16 protein-coding genes are annotated in these 18,355 nt (G+C 64.3%); 8 read left to right on the forward strand and 8 right to left on the reverse strand.

Features of this window, described 5'->3' with window-relative positions:
* Positions 1-13 precede the first annotated feature (13 nt).
* Together pepN and PSELUDRAFT_RS00835 are read right to left on the reverse strand one after the other, a co-directional pair.
* Entirely contained in the window at positions 14-2,647 is a 2,634-nt protein-coding gene (gene pepN / locus PSELUDRAFT_RS00830; RefSeq protein ID WP_088965055.1) for an aminopeptidase N, read from the reverse strand.
* Positions 2,648-2,745: 98 nt separating this feature from the next.
* On the reverse strand, positions 2,746-4,527 hold the full coding sequence (locus PSELUDRAFT_RS00835; protein WP_088965056.1) for a M61 family metallopeptidase: 1,782 nt from the start codon (positions 4,525-4,527) through the stop codon (positions 2,746-2,748).
* Positions 4,528-4,942: 415 nt separating this feature from the next.
* On the opposite strand from PSELUDRAFT_RS00835, the gene ccoN reads away from it, so the two are divergent.
* The 7 genes from ccoN (at position 4,943) to PSELUDRAFT_RS00870 (ending at position 10,609) form a co-directional block, all read left to right on the forward strand.
* Positions 4,943-6,367 (forward strand): cytochrome-c oxidase, cbb3-type subunit I, encoded by a 1,425-nt coding sequence (gene ccoN, locus PSELUDRAFT_RS00840; RefSeq protein ID WP_088965057.1) that lies wholly within the window; start codon positions 4,943-4,945, stop codon positions 6,365-6,367.
* A gap of 18 nt (positions 6,368-6,385) precedes the next feature.
* Entirely contained in the window at positions 6,386-7,000 is a 615-nt protein-coding gene (gene ccoO, locus PSELUDRAFT_RS00845) for a cytochrome-c oxidase, cbb3-type subunit II (protein WP_088965058.1), read from the forward strand.
* Between the two features lie 3 nt (positions 7,001-7,003).
* Positions 7,004-7,183, forward strand: coding sequence for a cbb3-type cytochrome c oxidase subunit 3 (locus PSELUDRAFT_RS00850; RefSeq protein ID WP_088965059.1), 180 nt, complete (start codon positions 7,004-7,006; stop codon positions 7,181-7,183).
* A gap of 1 nt (position 7,184) precedes the next feature.
* Entirely contained in the window at positions 7,185-8,099 is a 915-nt protein-coding gene (ccoP, locus tag PSELUDRAFT_RS00855) for a cytochrome-c oxidase, cbb3-type subunit III (RefSeq protein WP_088965060.1), read from the forward strand.
* A gap of 152 nt (positions 8,100-8,251) precedes the next feature.
* A complete protein-coding gene (gene ccoG / locus PSELUDRAFT_RS00860; protein WP_088965061.1) occupies positions 8,252-9,670 on the forward strand; it encodes a cytochrome c oxidase accessory protein CcoG in 1,419 nt (472 codons plus the stop codon).
* Position 9,671: 1 nt separating this feature from the next.
* The gene (locus PSELUDRAFT_RS00865; protein WP_088965062.1) at positions 9,672-10,193 is read left to right on the forward strand and encodes a FixH family protein; all 522 of its coding nucleotides are present in this window, start codon (positions 9,672-9,674) and stop codon (positions 10,191-10,193) included.
* On the forward strand, positions 10,190-10,609 hold the full coding sequence (locus PSELUDRAFT_RS00870; protein WP_157724979.1) for a YbaY family lipoprotein: 420 nt from the start codon (positions 10,190-10,192) through the stop codon (positions 10,607-10,609). The genes PSELUDRAFT_RS00865 and PSELUDRAFT_RS00870 overlap by 4 nt, the downstream gene beginning before the upstream one ends.
* Before the next feature lie 53 nt (positions 10,610-10,662).
* On the opposite strand, the gene PSELUDRAFT_RS00875 is transcribed toward PSELUDRAFT_RS00870, so the two are convergent.
* On the reverse strand, positions 10,663-11,877 hold the full coding sequence (locus PSELUDRAFT_RS00875; RefSeq protein ID WP_088965064.1) for an MFS transporter: 1,215 nt from the start codon (positions 11,875-11,877) through the stop codon (positions 10,663-10,665).
* Positions 11,878-11,945: 68 nt separating this feature from the next.
* Between PSELUDRAFT_RS00875 and PSELUDRAFT_RS00880 the strand changes: the two genes are divergently transcribed.
* Positions 11,946-13,694, forward strand: coding sequence for an SgrR family transcriptional regulator (locus PSELUDRAFT_RS00880; protein ID WP_231895276.1), 1,749 nt, complete (start codon positions 11,946-11,948; stop codon positions 13,692-13,694).
* Here the strand turns inward: PSELUDRAFT_RS00880 and PSELUDRAFT_RS00885 are convergent.
* The 5 genes from PSELUDRAFT_RS00885 to PSELUDRAFT_RS00905 form a co-directional block, all read right to left on the reverse strand.
* Positions 13,685-14,767, reverse strand: coding sequence for an alpha-hydroxy acid oxidase (locus PSELUDRAFT_RS00885; RefSeq protein ID WP_197693917.1), 1,083 nt, complete (start codon positions 14,765-14,767; stop codon positions 13,685-13,687). The genes PSELUDRAFT_RS00880 and PSELUDRAFT_RS00885 overlap by 10 nt on opposite strands.
* A gap of 92 nt (positions 14,768-14,859) precedes the next feature.
* The gene (locus tag PSELUDRAFT_RS00890) at positions 14,860-15,237 is read right to left on the reverse strand and encodes a hypothetical protein (RefSeq protein ID WP_088965066.1); all 378 of its coding nucleotides are present in this window, start codon (positions 15,235-15,237) and stop codon (positions 14,860-14,862) included.
* 119 nt (positions 15,238-15,356) lie between these two features.
* Complete coding sequence (locus PSELUDRAFT_RS00895; RefSeq protein ID WP_088965067.1) at positions 15,357-16,112, reverse strand: hypothetical protein; 756 nt, start codon at positions 16,110-16,112, stop codon at positions 15,357-15,359.
* Between the two features lie 37 nt (positions 16,113-16,149).
* Positions 16,150-17,538, reverse strand: a complete 1,389-nt coding sequence (locus tag PSELUDRAFT_RS00900) for a tryptophanase (RefSeq protein WP_088965068.1) — start codon at positions 17,536-17,538, stop codon at positions 16,150-16,152.
* A 351-nt stretch (positions 17,539-17,889) separates the two neighbouring features.
* Entirely contained in the window at positions 17,890-18,315 is a 426-nt protein-coding gene (locus tag PSELUDRAFT_RS00905) for an Lrp/AsnC family transcriptional regulator (RefSeq protein WP_088965069.1), read from the reverse strand.
* Positions 18,316-18,355: the final 40 nt, after the last annotated feature.

The raw sequence follows: 18,355 nt of genomic DNA on the forward strand, positions 1-18,355 counted from the left end.
TGCCCCTGTCCGCTTACGCGCTCAGGTTCTTGGACACGATCTCGTACACATCCTTGGACAGCCCGTCCTTGGCCAGGATGCGCTGCAGTTCGCGCGTCATCAGGTCGCGGCGTACCGGCTCCAGCTTCTGGCGGCGGTTGAACAGCGACACGATGCGGCTGGCCACCTGCGGGTTGATGGCATCCAGCGCCAGCACCTGGTCGGCCAGGAACTGGTAGCCGGAACCATCGGCGGCGTGGAAATGCAGCATGTTACGGCCGAAGCTGCCCAGCAGCGCGCGCGCCTTGTTCGGGTTGCGCAGGGTGAACGCCGGGTGCGACATCGCCGACTGCACATGGTCCAGCGTGCACGGCAGCTGGCTGCCGGCCACCAGCGCAAAGAACTTGTCCATCACCAGCGGGTTGTCCTGCCAGCGTTCGGCAAAGGCCAGGTAGCAGTTGTCGCGCTCCTCGCTGTCGCGGTCGCGCAGGGCCAGCATGGCGCCCATCTGATCGCTCATATTGTCGGCCTGCAGGCATTGCTGCTCGGCGGCCTCCAGCGGCCAGGCATCGGCCAGACGGGTGAGCATGGCCAGCGCCAGGTTCTTCAGCGCGCGGCGGCCGGCATCGGCCGGGCGGTAGTGCGGCGTCTGGTTGAGGTCGAACGCCTCGTGCCATTCGCCGCGCAGCGCCTGCGCCAGGGTGTCCAGCACGAAATCGCGCACCGCGTGGATGGCAGCCGGGTCGGCCTCTTCCACCATTTCCAGGATCTCGGCTTCCGACGGCAGGCTCAGCATCAGCGCCTTGAATGCCGGGTCGGCGCCGTGGTCGTCCAGCACCGCGCGGAAAGCATCGGTAAAGCCTGCGGCCAACTTGAGCGGCGTGCCGGCGGCATGATCGGCCAGCAGCTGGCGGATCAGGCGTTCGGCGTAGGCCTGGCCGGCTTCCCAGCGGGCGAAGGCGTCGCTGTCGTTGGCCATCAGGAAGGCCAGCTCGCTGTCATGCCAGTCGAAAGCCAGCTTCACCGGCGCGGAGTAACCGCGCAGCAGCGATGGCACCGGCGCGCTATCGACATTGGTGAAGGTAAAGGTCTGCGCCGCGGCGCGCACGTCCAGCACGCGGGTGGTGCCCTGGGCGGCGTCCTCGCCCTGCAGCTGCAGCGGCAGGTCGTTGCCGTCCGCACCGATCAGGCCGACGGCAAACGGGATGTGCAGCGGCTGCTTGTCGCTCTGCCCAGGCGTAGCCGGGCAGCTTTGCTGCACGTGCAGGGTGTAGCTGCGGGCATCGGCATCGTAATCGCCGCTGACCTGCAGCTGCGGGGTGCCGGCCTGGCTGTACCACAGCGCGAACTGCGCCAGGTCGGCCTCGTTGGCATCGGCCATGGCGGCACGGAAGTCGTCGCAGGTTACTGCCTGGCCATCGTGGCGCTTGAAGTACAGCTGCATGCCCTTCTGGAAACCGGCTTCGCCCAGCAGGGTGTGGTACATGCGTACCACTTCGGCGCCCTTCTCGTACACCGTCATGGTGTAGAAGTTGTTCATCTCGATGTAGCTGTCCGGGCGGATCGGGTGCGCGGTGGGGCCGGCATCTTCCGGGAACTGCATCTGGCGCAGGTTCTTCACGTCCTGGATGCGCTTCACCGCGCGGCTGTCCAGGTCGGAGCTGAATTCCTGGTCGCGGAACACGGTCAGGCCTTCCTTCAGCGACAGCTGGAACCAGTCGCGGCAGGTAACGCGGTTGCCGGTCCAGTTGTGGAAGTATTCATGGCCGATGATGGCCTCCACGCGCTGGAAGTCGGCGTCGGTGGAGGTATCCTGCCGCGCCAGTACCGCGGAGGTATTGAAGATGTTGAGGCCCTTGTTCTCCATCGCCCCCATGTTGAAGTCGCCTACCGCCACGATCATGTAGATGTCGAGGTCGTATTCCAGGCCGAAGCGCTCTTCGTCCCACTTCATCGAGCGCTTCACCGCGCCCATGGCGAACTCCACCTTGTCCTGGTCGGCCGGCACGGTCCAGATTTCCAGCAGCACGTTGCGGCCGCTGCGGGTGGTGTAGCTGTCGCGCAGCGCGGACAGCTTGCCCGCCACCAGCGCGAACAGGTAGGACGGCTTCTTGTACGGGTCCACCCATTTCACCCAGTGGCGCTTCTTGTCCACCATGCCCTCGCCCACCTTGTTGCCGTTGGACAGCAACACCGGGTACTTGGCCTTGTCGGCGATGATGGTGGTGCTGAACTTGGCCATCACGTCCGGGCGGTCCGGGTAGAAGGTGATCTTGCGGAAGCCTTCCGGCTCGCACTGGGTGTAGAGGTTGCTGCCACCGGAGGCGTACAGGCCCATCAGGCTGCTGTTGGCCACCGGGTCGATCTCGGTTTCCACGTCCAGGATGAAGCTGTCCGGCACGTCGGGAATAGCCAGGCCGTCGGCGCTCAGCGTGTAGCCGTCCGGGCCCAGGCGCTCACCGTCCAGCGCCAGCGAGTGCAGCCTGGCGCTGCCGTCCAGCTGCAGCACGGTGGCCGAGGTGGCGGCCGGGTTGCGGCGCATCACCAGCCGCGAGTGCACGCGGGTGAGATTGTCTTCGATGATGTCGAAGGTCAGATCCACCTTGTCCACCAGGTAGGCTGGCGGCAGGTAGTCGCTGCGGTATTTGATCTGCGGTTGTTGGCTCATCTACTTCCATCCTGCTAATGGCTAACAGCGAGTCGCCTGGCGCCCGCCTTGTTGTTGTGACGCGAATGCGTCCCCGGTCATATTGTTGGTTCCAGCGTTCAGCCCTTGATCCAGGCACCGCCGTCAGCTGTCAGACGCAGCCGGCAGGTATCGGCCGGCATGCCCTGCAGGGTGACGCGGAAGCTCAGCAGCTCGTCGCGGCGGAAGGCATGCAGCTTGAGCTTGGAGCCCACGCGGTAGCGGCGCAGCGCCTTGTCCAGGTCGCTCACCCGCACGCCGTTGACGGCAATCACCACGTCGCCGCCGGACAGCCCGGCCGCCTGGGCGGCACCGCCGTCCAGCACCGCGCTGAGCTTGACGCCCAGCGCATCGCCGGCGGTTTTCACCCCCAGGGTTGGCCGCACGGCGCCGCTGACGATCTCGTCCACCACGCTGCCGCCATCACTGGCACTGTCGGCCGGCAGCAGTTGCATCTCGACTCCCTGGCCGGCCAGCAGTTCCGCCAGCGGCAGCTCGCGGGTGGAGCGGATCGCCATGTCGAAGAATTTGCCGAGCTTGAGGCCGGTAACCTGTTCGGCCACGCGCTCCCACTCGTCCTCGGCCAGGCCCTTGCCGTCCGCCAGCCATTTCTGCCACAGCGCCTGCATCACCGTATCCAGGCTGCTGGCGCCACGGCTGTGCTTGCGGATGTAGAGGTCCAGCGCCAGCGCCGCCAGCGAGCCCTTGGTGTAGTAGCTGACAATGCTGTTGGGGCTGTTCTCGTCCTGGCGGTAGTACTTGCTCCAGGCATCGAAGCTGGAATCGGCCAGCGTCTGCTTGTTGCGGCCGTTACCGCGCGCCACGCCGGTGATGGTCTTGGCCAGCAGGCCGAGGTAGCGTTTTTCGTCGATCAGCCCGCAGCGCACCAGCGCCAGGTCGTCGTAGTAGGAGGTAATGCCCTCGAACGCCCACAGCAGCGTGGTGTGGCCTTCGCGGTTCAGGTCGTACGGGGTGAACGCCGCCGGCTTCATGCGCTTGACGTTCCAGGTGTGGAAGTACTCGTGGCTGATCAGGCCCAGCAGCTTGAGGTAGCCGTCGTTAATTCCCGCCTCGCCGTGCTGCGGCAGGTCGTCGCGGCTGGCCACCAGCGCGGTGGAGGCGCGATGCTCCAGCCCGCCGTAGATGTCGCCGCCGACGAACAGCATGAATACGTAGCGATCGAACGGGGCCGGCTCGCCAAAGAAGCGGATCTGCCATTCGCAGATGCGCTTGGTGTCTGCGGCCAACCTTTTCAGGTCGGCCTTGTATTTGCCGGAGACCACGAATTCATGCGGCACGCCGCAGGCCTTGAAGCTGACGCGCTCGAACTCGCCCAGCTCCACCGGGTGGTCGATCAGCTCGTCATAGTTGGCCGCACGGTAGCGGCCGAAGCCGGATTTCTTGCATTCCAGCGCCGGCAGGCTGGTGGCCACCTGCCACTTGGCCAGTGCCTTGTCTGCCGGCGGCAGGATCTCCACCTCGCACGGCGCGTTCTCGAAGCCGTCCGCCTGCAGGAACACACTGGTGCCGTTGTAGAAGCCGCGCTCGCCATCCAGGTAGGCGCCGCGCACCGAGAGGTCGTAGGCGTACACGGTGTAGTGCACGGTCAGCGCGCCCTTTGCCGGCGCCGCCAGCCAGCTGTGCTTGTCCAGCTTGGTGAGCGCCACTGCCTTCCTGCCGCTTTCGGCGCGGATGGCCACGATGTGGCGCGCGAACTCGCGAATCATGTAGCTACCCGGAATCCACGCCGGCAGGCGCAGCACCTGGCCGTCAGCGGCGGGCTGGGCGAGGGTAACCGAGACTTCGAACAGGTGGGCTTCGGGAGCGACAGGGCGAATGCGATAGCTGACAGGGGTAGACATGGAGGCGAACCAGGTATGGCGGGGAAACCCGGATTCTAGCACCTGCCACCCCCGGCCGCCCCTGACCTTCGGGCTTGATATTCATCAATAGCGGAATTATCGATGACAATATAATCGCTCAATGTCAAAAGCCGGAATGGGGTAAGCAGGCCATACAGCACCGGCCGGCAAGCCCTGTCGATATTCTTATCGACTAGTGGCTGATGCCCGATTGATTTAGAATGACTCGTTGAAAAAATGGGGATCGAGGGTGGTTATTGCCCGGGGTTGCCAGCAGTCTCACGGTACCCCGAGCACAGTTCAAGCCTGCCGCATCCCTCGACTTGCCGGGCCTCGTCTAACATGGGGATACGCCCCCGGATCTCAAGTCACCGGTTTCATAACGTTCTAGTTCGCAACCTTGGAGAAACCCTGAATGGATACGCAATCCACTTATAACTATAAGGTGGTGCGCCAGTTCTCGATAATGACCGTGGTCTGGGGCATTGTCGGCATGCTGGTCGGCGTGATTATTGCGGCCCAACTGGTATGGCCAGAGCTCAATTTCGGGCCCTGGTTCCACTACGGCCGCCTGCGTCCGCTGCACACCAACGCCGTGATCTTCGCCTTTGGCGGCTGTGCGCTGTTTGCCACGTCCTACTACGTGGTGCAGCGCACTTGTCACGTGCGCCTGATTTCCGACAAGCTGGCCGCCTTCACCTTCTGGGGTTGGCAGCTGGTCATCGTGGCTGCGGCCATTACCCTGCCGCTGGGTTACACCTTCGGCAAGGAATACGCCGAGCTGGAATGGCCGATCAAGCTGCTGATCGCGGTGATCTGGGTGGTGTACGCCATCGTGTTCTTCGGCACCATCGCCATCCGCAAGGTGAAGCACATCTACGTAGCCAACTGGTTCTACGGTGCCTTCATCCTGGCCGTGGCCCTGCTGCACATCGTGAACAGCGCCTTCGTACCGGTATCCATGTGGAAATCCTACTCGGTGTACGCCGGTGCCGTGGATGCCATGGTGCAGTGGTGGTACGGCCATAACGCCGTGGGCTTCTTCCTGACCGCCGCCTTCCTGGGCATGATGTACTACTTCGTACCGAAACAGGCCGGCCGTCCGGTGTACTCCTACCGCCTGTCCGTAGTGCACTTCTGGGCGCTGATCTTCACCTACATGTGGGCCGGCCCGCACCACCTGCACTACACCGCGCTGCCTGACTGGACCCAGTCCGTAGGCATGGTGTTCTCGCTGATCCTGCTGGCGCCGAGCTGGGGTGGCATGATCAACGGCATCATGACCCTGTCCGGTGCCTGGCACAAACTGCGTACCGACCCGGTACTGAAGTTCCTGGTGGTATCCCTGTCCTTCTACGGCATGTCCACCTTCGAAGGCCCGATGATGTCCATCAAGACCGTTAACGCCCTGTCGCACTACACCGACTGGACCATCGGTCATGTGCACTCCGGCGCACTGGGCTGGGTAGCCTTCATCTCCATCGGTTCCATGTACTACCTGCTGCCGCGCCTGTTCGGCCGCGACGGCATGCACAGCGTGAAGCTGATCGAAGCACACTTCTGGCTGGCTACCGTGGGCGTGGTGCTGTACATCGCCTCGCTGTGGATCGCCGGTGTGATGGAAGGCCTGATGTGGCGCGCCCTGAATCCGGACGGCACCCTGACCTACTCCTTCGCCGAAGCCGTGAAAGCCACCTACCCGTACCTGTTCGTACGCTTCCTGGGCGGCGTGCTGTTCCTGACCGGCATGCTGATCATGGCTTACAACACCTTCCGCACCGTCTCTGCCGGCCGCGCTGTTGATGCCAAGATCCCGGCTGTTGCAGCCCAAGCGCACTAAGGGTTCAAGGGAAACATCATGGAAAAAATCCAGAAACTGATCGAAGAAAACGTAGCGTATCTGATCGTGCTGACCCTGCTGGTCATCAGCGTGGCAGCCCTGGTCGAGATCGTACCGCTGATGTTCCAGAAGTCGACCACCGAGCCGGTGGCAGGCGTGAAGCCGTACAACGCGCTGCAGCTGACCGGCCGCGACATCTACATCCGTGAAGGCTGCTACCTGTGTCACTCGCAGATGATCCGCCCGTTCCGTGCCGAAACCGAACGTTACGGCCACTACTCGGTAGCCGGTGAATCGGTGTACGACCACCCGTTCCAGTGGGGCTCCAAGCGTACCGGCCCGGATCTGGCCCGCGTTGGCGGCCGCTACTCCGACGAATGGCACCGCGTACACCTGAACAACCCGCGCGACGTGGTTCCGGAATCCAACATGCCGGCATTCCCGTGGCTGGCCCGCAACCTGGCCGACGCTGACAGCGTTGCCGCCAAGATGACGGCCCTGCGCAAGGTTGGCGTACCGTACACCGACAAGGAAATCGCCGAAGCCAAATCCATGGTGGATGGCAAGTCCGAGCTGGATGCACTGATCGCTTACCTGCAAGGCCTGGGTCTTGCGCTGAAAAACGCACGCTAAGCCATGGAGCTGACCAACCTGGCACGTACCCTGTTCACGGTGTTCTGCTTCACGCTGTTCGTCGTGGTCGTGGTGGGTGCCTTCGGCAAAAAATCCAAGAAGCGTTACGACGAAGCGGCCAACCTGGTCTTTGATGACGAAGACAAGCAGCCGAACAAGCCGGACGCTTCCAACGGAGCCTGAAATGAGTGATTTCGTAAGTAACTTCTGGGGCGTGTACATCGCCGTCGTGGTAATTGCGGGTATCGTAGGCCTGGCCTACCTGCTGTTCTCCCAGTCGAAGACCACGGTCAAGAAAGGCGAGCAGGTAGAAATTACCGGCCACGTCTGGGACGGTGACCTGGCCGAGTACAACAACCCGCTGCCGCGCTGGTGGATGCTGATGTTCTACATCACCCTGCTGTTCGGTGCGGTCTACCTGGCCCTGTACCCGGGCCTGGGCACCTGGAAAGGCCTGCGCGGCTGGACCTCGGTTGGCCAGTACAAGGAAGAAAAGGCGCAAGCCGAAGCCAAGTACCAGCCGCTGTACGACCAGTACCTGAAGCAGGACATCAAGGCCCTGTCCACCAACCCGGACGCGCAGGCCATGGGCAAGCGCCTGTTCCAGACCTACTGCGTACAGTGCCACGGCTCCGACGCACGCGGTGCCAAGGGCTTCCCGAACCTGACCGACAACGACTGGCTGTACGGTGGTACCCCGGAAATCATCCAGACCACCATCATGGGCGGTCGCCACGGCCAGATGCCGGCCTTCGGTGCTGCCTTCGGTGAAGAGAAGGTCAAGGATGTGGCCAACTACGTGATGTCGCTGTCCGGCAAGAAGCACGACGCCGAACGCGCCGCACGCGGCAAGGAAACCTTCGCCGCCATCTGCTCGACCTGTCACGGTCCGGATGGCAAGGGCAACCAGACCATCGGCGCCCCGAACCTGACCGACAACATCTGGCTGTACGGTGGTACCGAAAAGACCATCATCGAGACCGTGACCAACGGTCGCAACAACCAGATGCCGGCCTGGAAGGACTTCCTCGGCGACGGCAAGGTTCACCTGCTGGCTTCTTACGTATACGGCCTGTCGCACAACGGCAAAGCCCAGTAATTGATGCTGCTCAATACTGCCCGCGCAAGCGGGCAGTATCTTTTCCTGCATTCAATATATTGTTTTGTGAAATATACCAACCCCAGAAGCTTGCGCCAAAGGCATACAATCAAGCATCTCTTTGGCGGAAACTTTTCGCAGGAACCCCCACCATGACTGACAAGCTCAAAGACATAGCCGTCAAAGTCGAGTCCCCGAAAGCAGACGCCGTTTCCCTGTATGCCGCGCAAAAGAAAATCTACCCGCGCAGCGTAAAAGGGCTGTTCGCCAACTGGCGCATCCTGTTCGTACTGGGCACCCAGCTGGTCTACCTGGGCCTGCCGTGGCTGCAATGGAATGGCCATCAGGCGGTGCTGTTCGACCTGATCAACCGCAAGTTCTACCTGTTCGGCATGACCGTGCTGCCGCAGGACTTCGTCTACCTCGCTGCCCTGCTGCTGATCAGCGCCTTCGGCCTGTTCGCCTGGACCACCATTGCCGGCCGGCTATGGTGCGGCTACTCCTGTCCGCAAACGGTGTACACCGAGATCATGCTGTGGATCGAACAATGGGTGGAAGGCGACCGCAACAAGCGCATGAAGCTGGACAAGGAGCCATGGAGCCTGCGCAAGCTGCGCCTCAAGGGCACCTCGCGCGGGCTGATGATCCTGTTCTCGCTGTGGACCGGTTTCAGCCTGGTGGGCTACTTCACCCCCATCCACCAGCTGGTTGCCGCCATGCCGACATTCAATTACGGCACCTGGGAAACCTTCTGGATGTTCTTCTACGCCGGCTTCACCTACCTGCTGGCCGGTCACATGCGTGAACAGGTCTGCAAGTACATGTGCCCGTACGCCCGCTTCCAGAGCACCATGTTCGATGAAGACACCCTGATCATCTCCTACGATGAAAAACGCGGCGAACCGCGTGGCGCACGCAAGAAAGGCCAGGAACACCAGAACCTGGGCGACTGCGTGAACTGCGGCATCTGCGTACAGGTATGCCCGGTGGGCATCGACATCCGCAACGGCCTGCAGTACGAATGCATCGGCTGCGCCGCCTGTATCGACGCCTGTGACGAAGTGATGGTGAAAGTGGGCAGCCCCAAGGGCCTGATCCGCTACACCACCGAGGCCGCGCTGGAAGGCAAGTACCCGGAAAGCCAGTTCTGGTCGCGCCTGAAGCGCCCGCGCGTAGTGATGTACACCCTGGTGCTGGGCATCGTGATGGTGGCCGCCGGCACCTCGCTGGCCATGCGCAAGCCGTTCCGGGTGGACGTGATCCGCGACCGGGCCTCGCTGGTGCGCGAAACCGACGATGGCCGCCTGGAAAACAGCTACAGCATCCGCATCATGAACGTGTCGGAACAAGTACAGCATTACCGCATCTCAGTCGAAGGCATGCACGACATCAAGCTGCAGACTGATCACAAGGACATCGTGGTCAAACCGGCCGAAGATGAACTGGTTGCCGTACGCGTACAGGCCGATCCGGAAGAAGCCACCAAGGGCAGCCATGAAATCCACTTCGTCATTGAATCGGTAGAAAGCGGCAGCGTCGTTCATGAAAAATCCAGCTTTATCGGTGAATAACATGCAGAAATCGGCAGGGACCCCCACCCCCTGGTACAAGAACCGCTGGCCATGGCTGCTGATGGCCGGGCCGGCCATCGCGGTGGTCGCCGGCATCGTGACCTTCCGCCTGGCGGTCGTCACCGCCGACGACCTGGTAGTGGACGACTACTACAAGCGCGGCAAGGACATCAACCTGGAGCTGAGCCGCGACAAGGCAGCGGTGGCGATGGGCATCTCCGCCCAGGCCATGTTCAGCGACGACCACCACAGCGTGCGCATCATCACCAGCAGCAAGCAGCCGCTGCAGGACAACCTGGTGCTGCAATTGCTGCACCCCACCAAACAGCCGGAAGACCAGACCGTGCCGCTGGAACGCATTGCCGACAACACCTACCAGGCGACCATACGCAGCGAAGCGGCCGACCACTGGTATGTGCGGCTGCAGGACCGCGCCGGCAAATGGCGGCTGCAGGGCGAATGGCGCCCCGCGGAAAGCCAGGCAGTGCAACTGGGCAACCCGAAACTGGAGGCCGCAGAATGATGAACACCCTGTTCCAGCGCCGTACCCTGCTGCTGGCCGTGCTGGCACCACTGTTGGCCGCATGCGCCAGCACCCATGGCCAGCCGCCGCAGTCCTACCTGAACGGCAGCGCTTTCTATCAGGAAAAAATCGCCTTCCCGCGCGACAAGACCCTGCTGCGCGTGCGCCTGCTGGACGTAAGCGACAGCAACGCCGCCCCGGCCATTCTGGCCGAGCAGTCGCTGGAAAAAGTGGCCACCCCGACCGACTACTCACTGTGCTATGACGCCCAGACCGCACAGCCGGGCCACCGCTACGCAGTGGATGCTCGCCTGTTCGTCAACGGCGAACTGCGCATGCAGGGCCAGGCCAGCGTCGGCCAGCTCAACGGCAAGGACGCCGGACCGCAGGTACGCATGCAGTCGGCCACGGAGTAAGCCTCTCCCCGGGAAACGGGCCTGCCATGCAGGCCCGTTTTGCTTTGCCCTGCTCAACGCAGCCCACGTACCTGCGAGCAGGCGCAGCCCAGTGCAGCCAGGCCCTGCAGCGCGACTGCGGCCAACATGAGTTCCAACAGCGGCCAGCTATGGCTGAGCACGCCGGTCAGCCATAGCGACACCGGCATGGCCAGCTTGAACAGCGAGCCGGTCAGGCCGGCAACCCGCCCTATCGTCTGCGCCGAACTGCTCTCCTGGCGATAGCTCCAGATCGCCACATTGCCGCACACCGCGACAAAGCCGTACCCCAACTGCGACAGTGCCAGCAACCATGGCGAAGTCAGCTGTGCCAACGCCAGCATGCCCACCGCCTCCAGTAACCAGCAGCCCACGATAATGCGCCCCAGCCCCAGCCGTGCGCGCAGGCGTGGCATCAGCACACCGGCCAGCACGCCGCCGGCACCAGCGCAGGCAAACAAGGCGCCCAGTTCGGTGGATGACATGCCCAGCACATCACGCGCCCGAAAAATGAAACACACCTCGCTGACACCCGCCGCACCGTTTGCCACCACCACCAGCCAGGCCAGCTGCCACAACGGCTGATTGGCGCGCAGGGCTTGCCAGCCCTCCAGCAGTTCTCCGATAAAGCTGCGCCCTTCAGCCCTGCCAACCGGCATCGCCGGCACAGTCAACATGGCACATGCGGCCAACATGAACAGCATGGCCGGCAGCCCCAGCCCCCAGGCCGGCGCCGACAGCGCGATGACCATGCCGGACAGCAGCGGCCCGCTGACGGCAAATACATTGAACAGCGTATTCAGATAGCTGGTAGCCGCCAGCTGCTGCGCTGCCGGCACGCATTGTTTCACCAGCCCCAAACGGCACACCGCGGTCACGTACTGACACAGCATCAGGCCAAACGCCAGCGGATAAAACCAGCTCACCGGCAAGCGGTGCAACGCCAGAGCCAGCGCCGCACCGCCCGCCAGCCCGCACATCAGCAGCAGGCTGCGCTGCGCCCAGCGCCGACGGCAGACCCGATCCACCCAGACACCTATGAACACCGCCAGCAACAGATTGGGCAGAAAGCTCATCGCGCGCAGGCTGCTCATCGCCTGCAGCGAATGACTCAGCTCGTACACGATCAGTGGCAGCGCCAGTTCATAGATCTGCGTACCCAGCGCCATGAGCAAAGTAGAGGCGAACAGCCCGACGAACACGGGTTGGCGCCATAGCGCCTGCGGATGAAGGAATGCTTCGGATTTCATGCTGCCACCATGCAATTAACAGGATGAGCAGCTTGCCGGATAAAAGCGGCGCATAATGAGGAGGATATTTGAATATCATTTCCCCTTTTAACATGCGCGACTTGCAGCACTACCAGCGTCTGTACGCAGCCCGTCACGGGCAAAGCGGCAACGCACGGCTGGATGAACTCAGCCAGGCACTCAACTGCAGCCCCCGCCATTGCCGGCAGATATTGCAAAGGTTGGCCGCACACGGCTGGCTGCAGTGGCAGCCCGGGCGCGGTCGCGGGCATACCTCCACCCTCACCCTGCTGGCGCACCCGGCCACGCTGGAGCACGACGCCATCCAGCAGCAACTGGCCCGCGGCGAGCTGGAGCAAGTGCTGCAGAATCTCACCCCCGCCAGCCGCCAGCGCCTGCGCGAGGTGATCCCCAGCTACCTGGGCCTGCATGGCGGCAGCAGCCAGCGGCTGCGGCTGCCGTTCTACCGCCCGCTGCACAGCCTGGACCCGGCGCAGATCAATCGCCGCACCGAATGCCATCTGGTACGCCAGCTGTTTGACGGACTGACACGGTTCAACCCGCAGCAGCAGCGCATCGAACCCGCGCTGGCGCATCACTGGCAGGCCGACGACAGCCTGCAGCAGTGGCGCTTCTTCCTTCGCCCCGGCGTGGTGTTCCACCATGGCCGCCCGCTGGAAGGCGAAGACGTACGCCAGACGCTGTACCGGCTGCGCGACGAGCCAGGGCCGTTCCAGCAGCTGTTCAGCCACCTGGTCGGCATCGAGCTGCCCGCAGCACACGAGGTCGTCATCCGGCTGCGGCAGCCGGATGCCCTGCTACCGCACCGCTTGGCCGACAGCTGCGCCAGCATTCTGCCGCGCGAACGTTGGCCACAAGCCGACTTCGCCCGCCTGCCCAGCGGCACCGGGGCGTTCCGGCTGACGGTGAACAATGACTACCGTGCAACCTTGCAGGCGTTCGAGCGCCACTGGCGTGAGCGTGCCCTGCTGGATGAAGTGGATATCTGGGTGCTGCCCGAACTGGACAGCCGCGCCAGGCTGGATGCGCGTATCAGCAGCGGCGGGGAGCTGCTGCCCAGCAAGCTGCGCCGTTCGCAGCTGGAGCCAGGCTGTTGCTTTGTGATGGTCAACCCGGCCAAGCCGGCCTTTGCCAGCCAGCAGCAACGGCAGGCTTGGCAGCAATGGCTGCATCCGGCGCACTGGCGGCGTGGCGAGCTGTACGATGCGGTTGGCCAGCTGATCATGCACGACATCGCCCACGGCCTACTGCCAGGCTGGCAACAGCTGCCCGCTGCCCACCACAGCTCGCCGCCTGAGCTGCCCGCCAGCCTGCACCTCGTCACCTACCAGTTGCCCAGCAATCTGGCCGAGGCCCGGCAACTGGCCACCCGCCTGGCTGCGGCCGGCTGCCGGCTGGAAATCACCGTGCTGCCCTACCCCGAATTCGCCCAGGGCCGCTGGCGGGCGCATGCCGATCTGATGCTCTGCGGCGAGGTATGCCATGACGATGTGGATTTCAGCCTGTACCAGTGGCTGAGCAGCGAGCACATCTTCCAGCCGTGGCTGCCTGCGGCACTACGGCAGCAACTTGATACCGCCTTGCGCGATCTGGCCGCCGAAGCCGATGCCAGCCGGCGCATGGCCGGCTACCAGGCCACCGCCAGCATGCTGCTGGCCGACGGCGGCATCCTGCCCTTGTCGCACTACACGCTGCACCTGGACTTTGACCCGGCGCTGCAGGGCATCGAGCTGTCACAGTGCGGCTGGATGGATTTTCGCAGCCTGTGGCTGCTGCCCGCCGACAGTCAGGCCTGAGCCTCCGTCCACAACAGCTGCCGGTCGATATCCGCCAGCGTGCGGCAACCGGTCAGCGCCATTGCCACTTCCAGTTCTTCCTGCAGGATGCGCAGCAGATGCGCCACGCCCAGCGCGCCGGCGGTGGCCAGCGCGTGGATGTATGGCCGGCCGATCAGCACCGCGCTGGCCCCCAGCGCCAGCGCCTTGAGGATGTCGCTGCCGCGGCGCACGCCGCCGTCCAGCAGCAGCGGCACGCGCCCGGCCACGGTGGTGGCTACCGCCGGCAGCGCGTCCAGGCTGGCCGGCACGCTGTCCAGCACCCGGCCGCCATGGTTGGAGACGATCAGCCCGTCCACGCCGCAGTCGATGGCGCGCAGCGCATCGCGCGCGCCCTGCACGCCCTTGAGCAGCAGCGGCAGGCGCGTCTGCTGCCGCAGCCAGGCCAGATCCTGCCAGCCGGGCGCCTGCGCCATGAGGCCGTCGAACACCATGCTGCCACCGGCGGCAACTGCCGGAGGCGTCTGCGCATAGCCGGCCAGGTTGGCCGCAAACACCCCGGGTGGCAGCTGGAAGCCGGCGCGCTGCTCGGCATTGCGCACCCCAGCCAGCGGCGCATCCACCGTCAACACCAGCGCGCGGTAGCCGGCGGCCTCGGCACGACGCACCAGGTCCAGCACTACCTCGCGCTGTGGCTGCCAGTACAGCTGGAACCACAGCGGGCCGCTGGCGGCGGCGGCGATGTCTTCCAGCGGCGTGCTGGCCAGGGTGCTGACCAGCATGCTGCTGCCCACTTCGCAGGCGGCGTAGGCTGCAGCACGTTCGCCGTCGGCATGCACCAGCTTCTGGTACGCCACCGGCGCCAGCAGCAGCGGGTGGCTAAGCTGCAGGCCGAACAGCTCGCTGCGGCAGTGGCCGCCGCGCACGTCGGCCAGCACGCTGGTCTGCAACTGATGGCGCGCAAATGCCGCAAGGTTGGCCGCATGGCTCAGTTCGTCGGCGGCAGCGCTATCGACATAGGCGCGCGCGTTGGCTGTCATGTGGCGGGCGGCGTAGCGCTGGTAGTCGGCAGCGCTGACCAGATCCTGGGGCAAGTCTCGGAGCGGGGGCAGGCAGGCAGTCATGTGCATGGGGAGCCGGGCAAAACCGGCACCCTATACGTTTTGAGAATAATTATCAATACCACTCAGTCTCGTGCATGACGGAACAGGTTGATGGCGAACAGCAACACCGCCAGCCCCACCAGCAGCGAGCCGACGCCGGCCAGCGGCTCGAACTGGTGATGCCCCATATAGATGGCGGCCACCGCGAACAGCATTACCGGCAGCCCCAGGTTGTACAGCCAGAACTGCGGCCAGGCCAGCCGGGAGCTGCCCAGCCGCGGGTAGTGGCGGAACAGCAGGCCGAACAGCGTCATCGATACCCAGCCCAGCAGGTTGAGGTGCGCATGCACCGGGAACAGCGCGTGATCGCCGGATGCCCCCATGTGAATGCCCAGAGCAACGCCCAACAGGAAGTACAGCGCGGCCAGGCGCAGCCACAGGCTGGCGGACAGAGTATTCATGGTTTTCTCCCGGTTGCCGCCCGCCGCCCTGCCTCGCGTCGGCGGGCATGCAGGCACATGGCCTCACCATAGAACACCCGCGGCCGGACGCAAGCCGCCGGATGCAGGCTGGCTACGCACTAGCCTTGCAGCACGTGGCCGTCACGGCAGTCGATCAGCCTGTCGATGGCCATGCCCGGCGGTATGCAGGCGAACTCGCCTGGTGCACTGATCAGCATCAGCCCGTGGTTGCCGGGGCGCGGGAACCACTTGTCGTCCGTCGTTACGTGGATATTGCCGACGCCGAAGCGCGCCAGCATCGGCAGGCTGTAGCTCCACACCGCGTAGCGCTGGATGCCGCTGCGGTACACCGGCTGGTAGCCGTAGGAGGTGATGCGCTGATCGACGCCTATCATGCGGAAGAAGGCGGTTTCGCGCTGCTGCTTGTCGCGGATCTGGGCCACGATGCGCGGCTGCACCTGCGCCCGCTGCGCCGCCGGGTAGCGGTACAGCATCTGCCCCAGGCGATCGCTGGTATCCATCATGCCTCCATGGAACACCACAATGGCGTACAGCCCCAGCTCACGCTGGCTGGCGGCGGTGAACACATAGTTGGCGCAGGAGGAGTTGCAGTAGCGCGGCACGCTGACCGCCAGGCGGTGGGCAAACACCCATTTGCCCAGTTCCAGCCCCTGCTCGAACATGCCGCCTTCGCTTGTAATCACCAGCGTGCCCGGCTTGGGCTGCATGCGCTCGTACAGCGCGAACAGGCGCTGGTTGGCCTCTTCGCTCAGCTCGCCGTTGTAGATCAGCGCATTGCCCGACAGGGAAAGTTCGACCGTAGCTGCCGCCGCCCAGGCGGGCAGCAGCAGCGCGGCCAGCAATGCATGCTTCATCGCACCCCCGGCTGGCGTGCGCCACTGCCTTGTCGTCTTATACCGGCTTCAGCCGCGCGGTGAAGTGCCGCAGCAGCGGCGGCTCATATTCGAAAGTGAGGCCGCGGATGCTGCCGGCACGCTCCCGGATGTCGATCAGGCAGTCGGCGATGTAGTCCATGTGGTCGTTGGTGTACACCCGGCGCGGAATGGTCAGCCGCAGCAGCTCGAACGGTGACGGCTCCTGCTCGCCGCTTGCCGGGTTGCGCCCCAGCAGCAGTGAGCCGATTTCCACGCCACGGATGCCACCTTCGATATATAGCTCGCAGGCCAGCGCGTGGGCAGGGAATTGCTGCGCCGGGATGTGTGGCAGCAGCTTGCGGGCATCCACGAACACCGCATGGCCGCCGGTGGGCGTCTGAATGGGAATGCCGGCTGCGGCCAACCTATCACCCAGGTAGGCCACCTGGCCGATGCGGTAAGCCAGGTGGCCCTCATCCATGCCTTCCTTGAGGCCGATGGCCAGCGCCGCCATGTCGCGGCCGGCCAGGCCGCCGTAGGTGATGAAGCCTTCCATCGCCACGCAGCGCACCTGCACACGGCGGAACAGCGCCTCGTCATCCTTGAAGCAGCACAGCCCGCCGATGTTCACCAGCGCGTCCTTCTTCGCCGACATGGTGAACATGTCGCCGTGGCTGAACATCTCGCGCACGATGTCGGCCACGCTCATGGCAGCGTAGTCCGGGTCGCGCTGCTGGATGAACCAGGCGTTCTCGGCAAAGCGCGCCGCATCGATGACTACCGGAATGCCATGCTTGCGTGCCAGCGCGGCAGATTCGCGGATGCTGTGCATGCTCACCGGCTGGCCGCCGGCGCTGTTGCAGGTAACGGTGATGATCAGCCCGGCCACGTTGGCCGCACCCACTTGCTCGATGGTGGCGGCCAGCCGCGGCAGGTCGAAATCGCCCTTCCAGTCGTAGGGCGTGGTGGTATCCAGCGCCTTGTCGGTCAGCACATTGATGGCGCGGGCGCCGGCGATCTCCACGTGCGCCTTGGTGGTGTCGAAGTGGTAGTTGGAGAGGAATACCGGGCTGTCCCCCTGGCAGCGCTTGACCAGCTCCGGGAACAGAATCTGCTCGGCGCCGCGCCCCTGGTGGGTGGGCAGGGTGTGCCGGTAGCCGAACACCTCCTGCACCGTATCGGCCAGCTGGTAGAAGTTGCGGCTGCCGGCATAGGCCTCGTCGCCGCTCATGATGCCGGCCCACTGCCGGTCGGACATGGCGCCGGTGCCGCTGTCGGTGAGCAGGTCGATATAGACGTCCTCGCCACGCAGCAGGAAGGGGTTCCAGCCGGCGGTTTCCAGGGCCTGGCGGCGGTAGTCGCCGCTGGTCTGCTTGATCGGCTCTACCATTTTGATGCGGAACGGTTCGGGGATGCGACGTGCCATGTGATGCTCCTTGGCCCGCAGCAGGCGCACGCCTGCGGCGCAGGCTCGCGGCAAATAGCGGGCAGGCGCAGGGCGTGGCGATGCCACGGGCGATATTCAGTTCAGTTGTGCGTATGGGAAAAACAGGGGCGCAGCCGGGCGGCTGCCGGGAGCATCAGGCGCGGGGGAAATCGTAGGTCAGCACAATATCGAGGTTGTACCAGTGGGACTGCGTCAGGCTGGCACCCCAGCTTGCCGCAGCGCAGACAAGCAGATTCATGATGGTCTCCGTTGCGAAGGCCTGTGCATTACAGGCGCAACGAGACTATGCCGCGCCAAGGTTGGCCGCAAGCGTTAACGGCAACATGCTTGTCAACGATCAATTCGCGTGGTCATCAGGATGGAAGTGGTGGTGCGTTCCACCCCGTCCAGCGCGCCGATACGGTCCACCAGCGCATCCAGCGCCGCCACCGTCTGCGCCTCCAGCAGCACGATGAAATCGTAGATGCCGCTGACCGAATGCAGGGTGCGCACCTGCGGCAGCGGTCGCAGCGCGCTTTCTATCGCCGGCGTCTTCTTGGGCACCGCGGTGATCATCACCATCGCCCGCACCTGGCCGGCATCGTGTTCGGCACTGGTGCGCACGGTGTAGCCGAGCACCACCCGCTCGCGCTCCAGGCGCTCGATGCGGCTCTGCACCGTGGTGCGCGACAAGCCCAGCTGGCGCGCCAGCTCGGCAGTGGTGGCGCGCGCGTTCTCGCGCAGCAGGGCAAGCAGGCGCTGGTCGATCTGGTCCATTCGATTTGCCGATTGTTTCGTCACAATGCGCAAAAATATC

Source organism: Vogesella sp. LIG4, from assembly GCF_900090205.1.
Classification (GTDB): Bacteria; Pseudomonadota; Gammaproteobacteria; order Burkholderiales; family Chromobacteriaceae; genus Vogesella.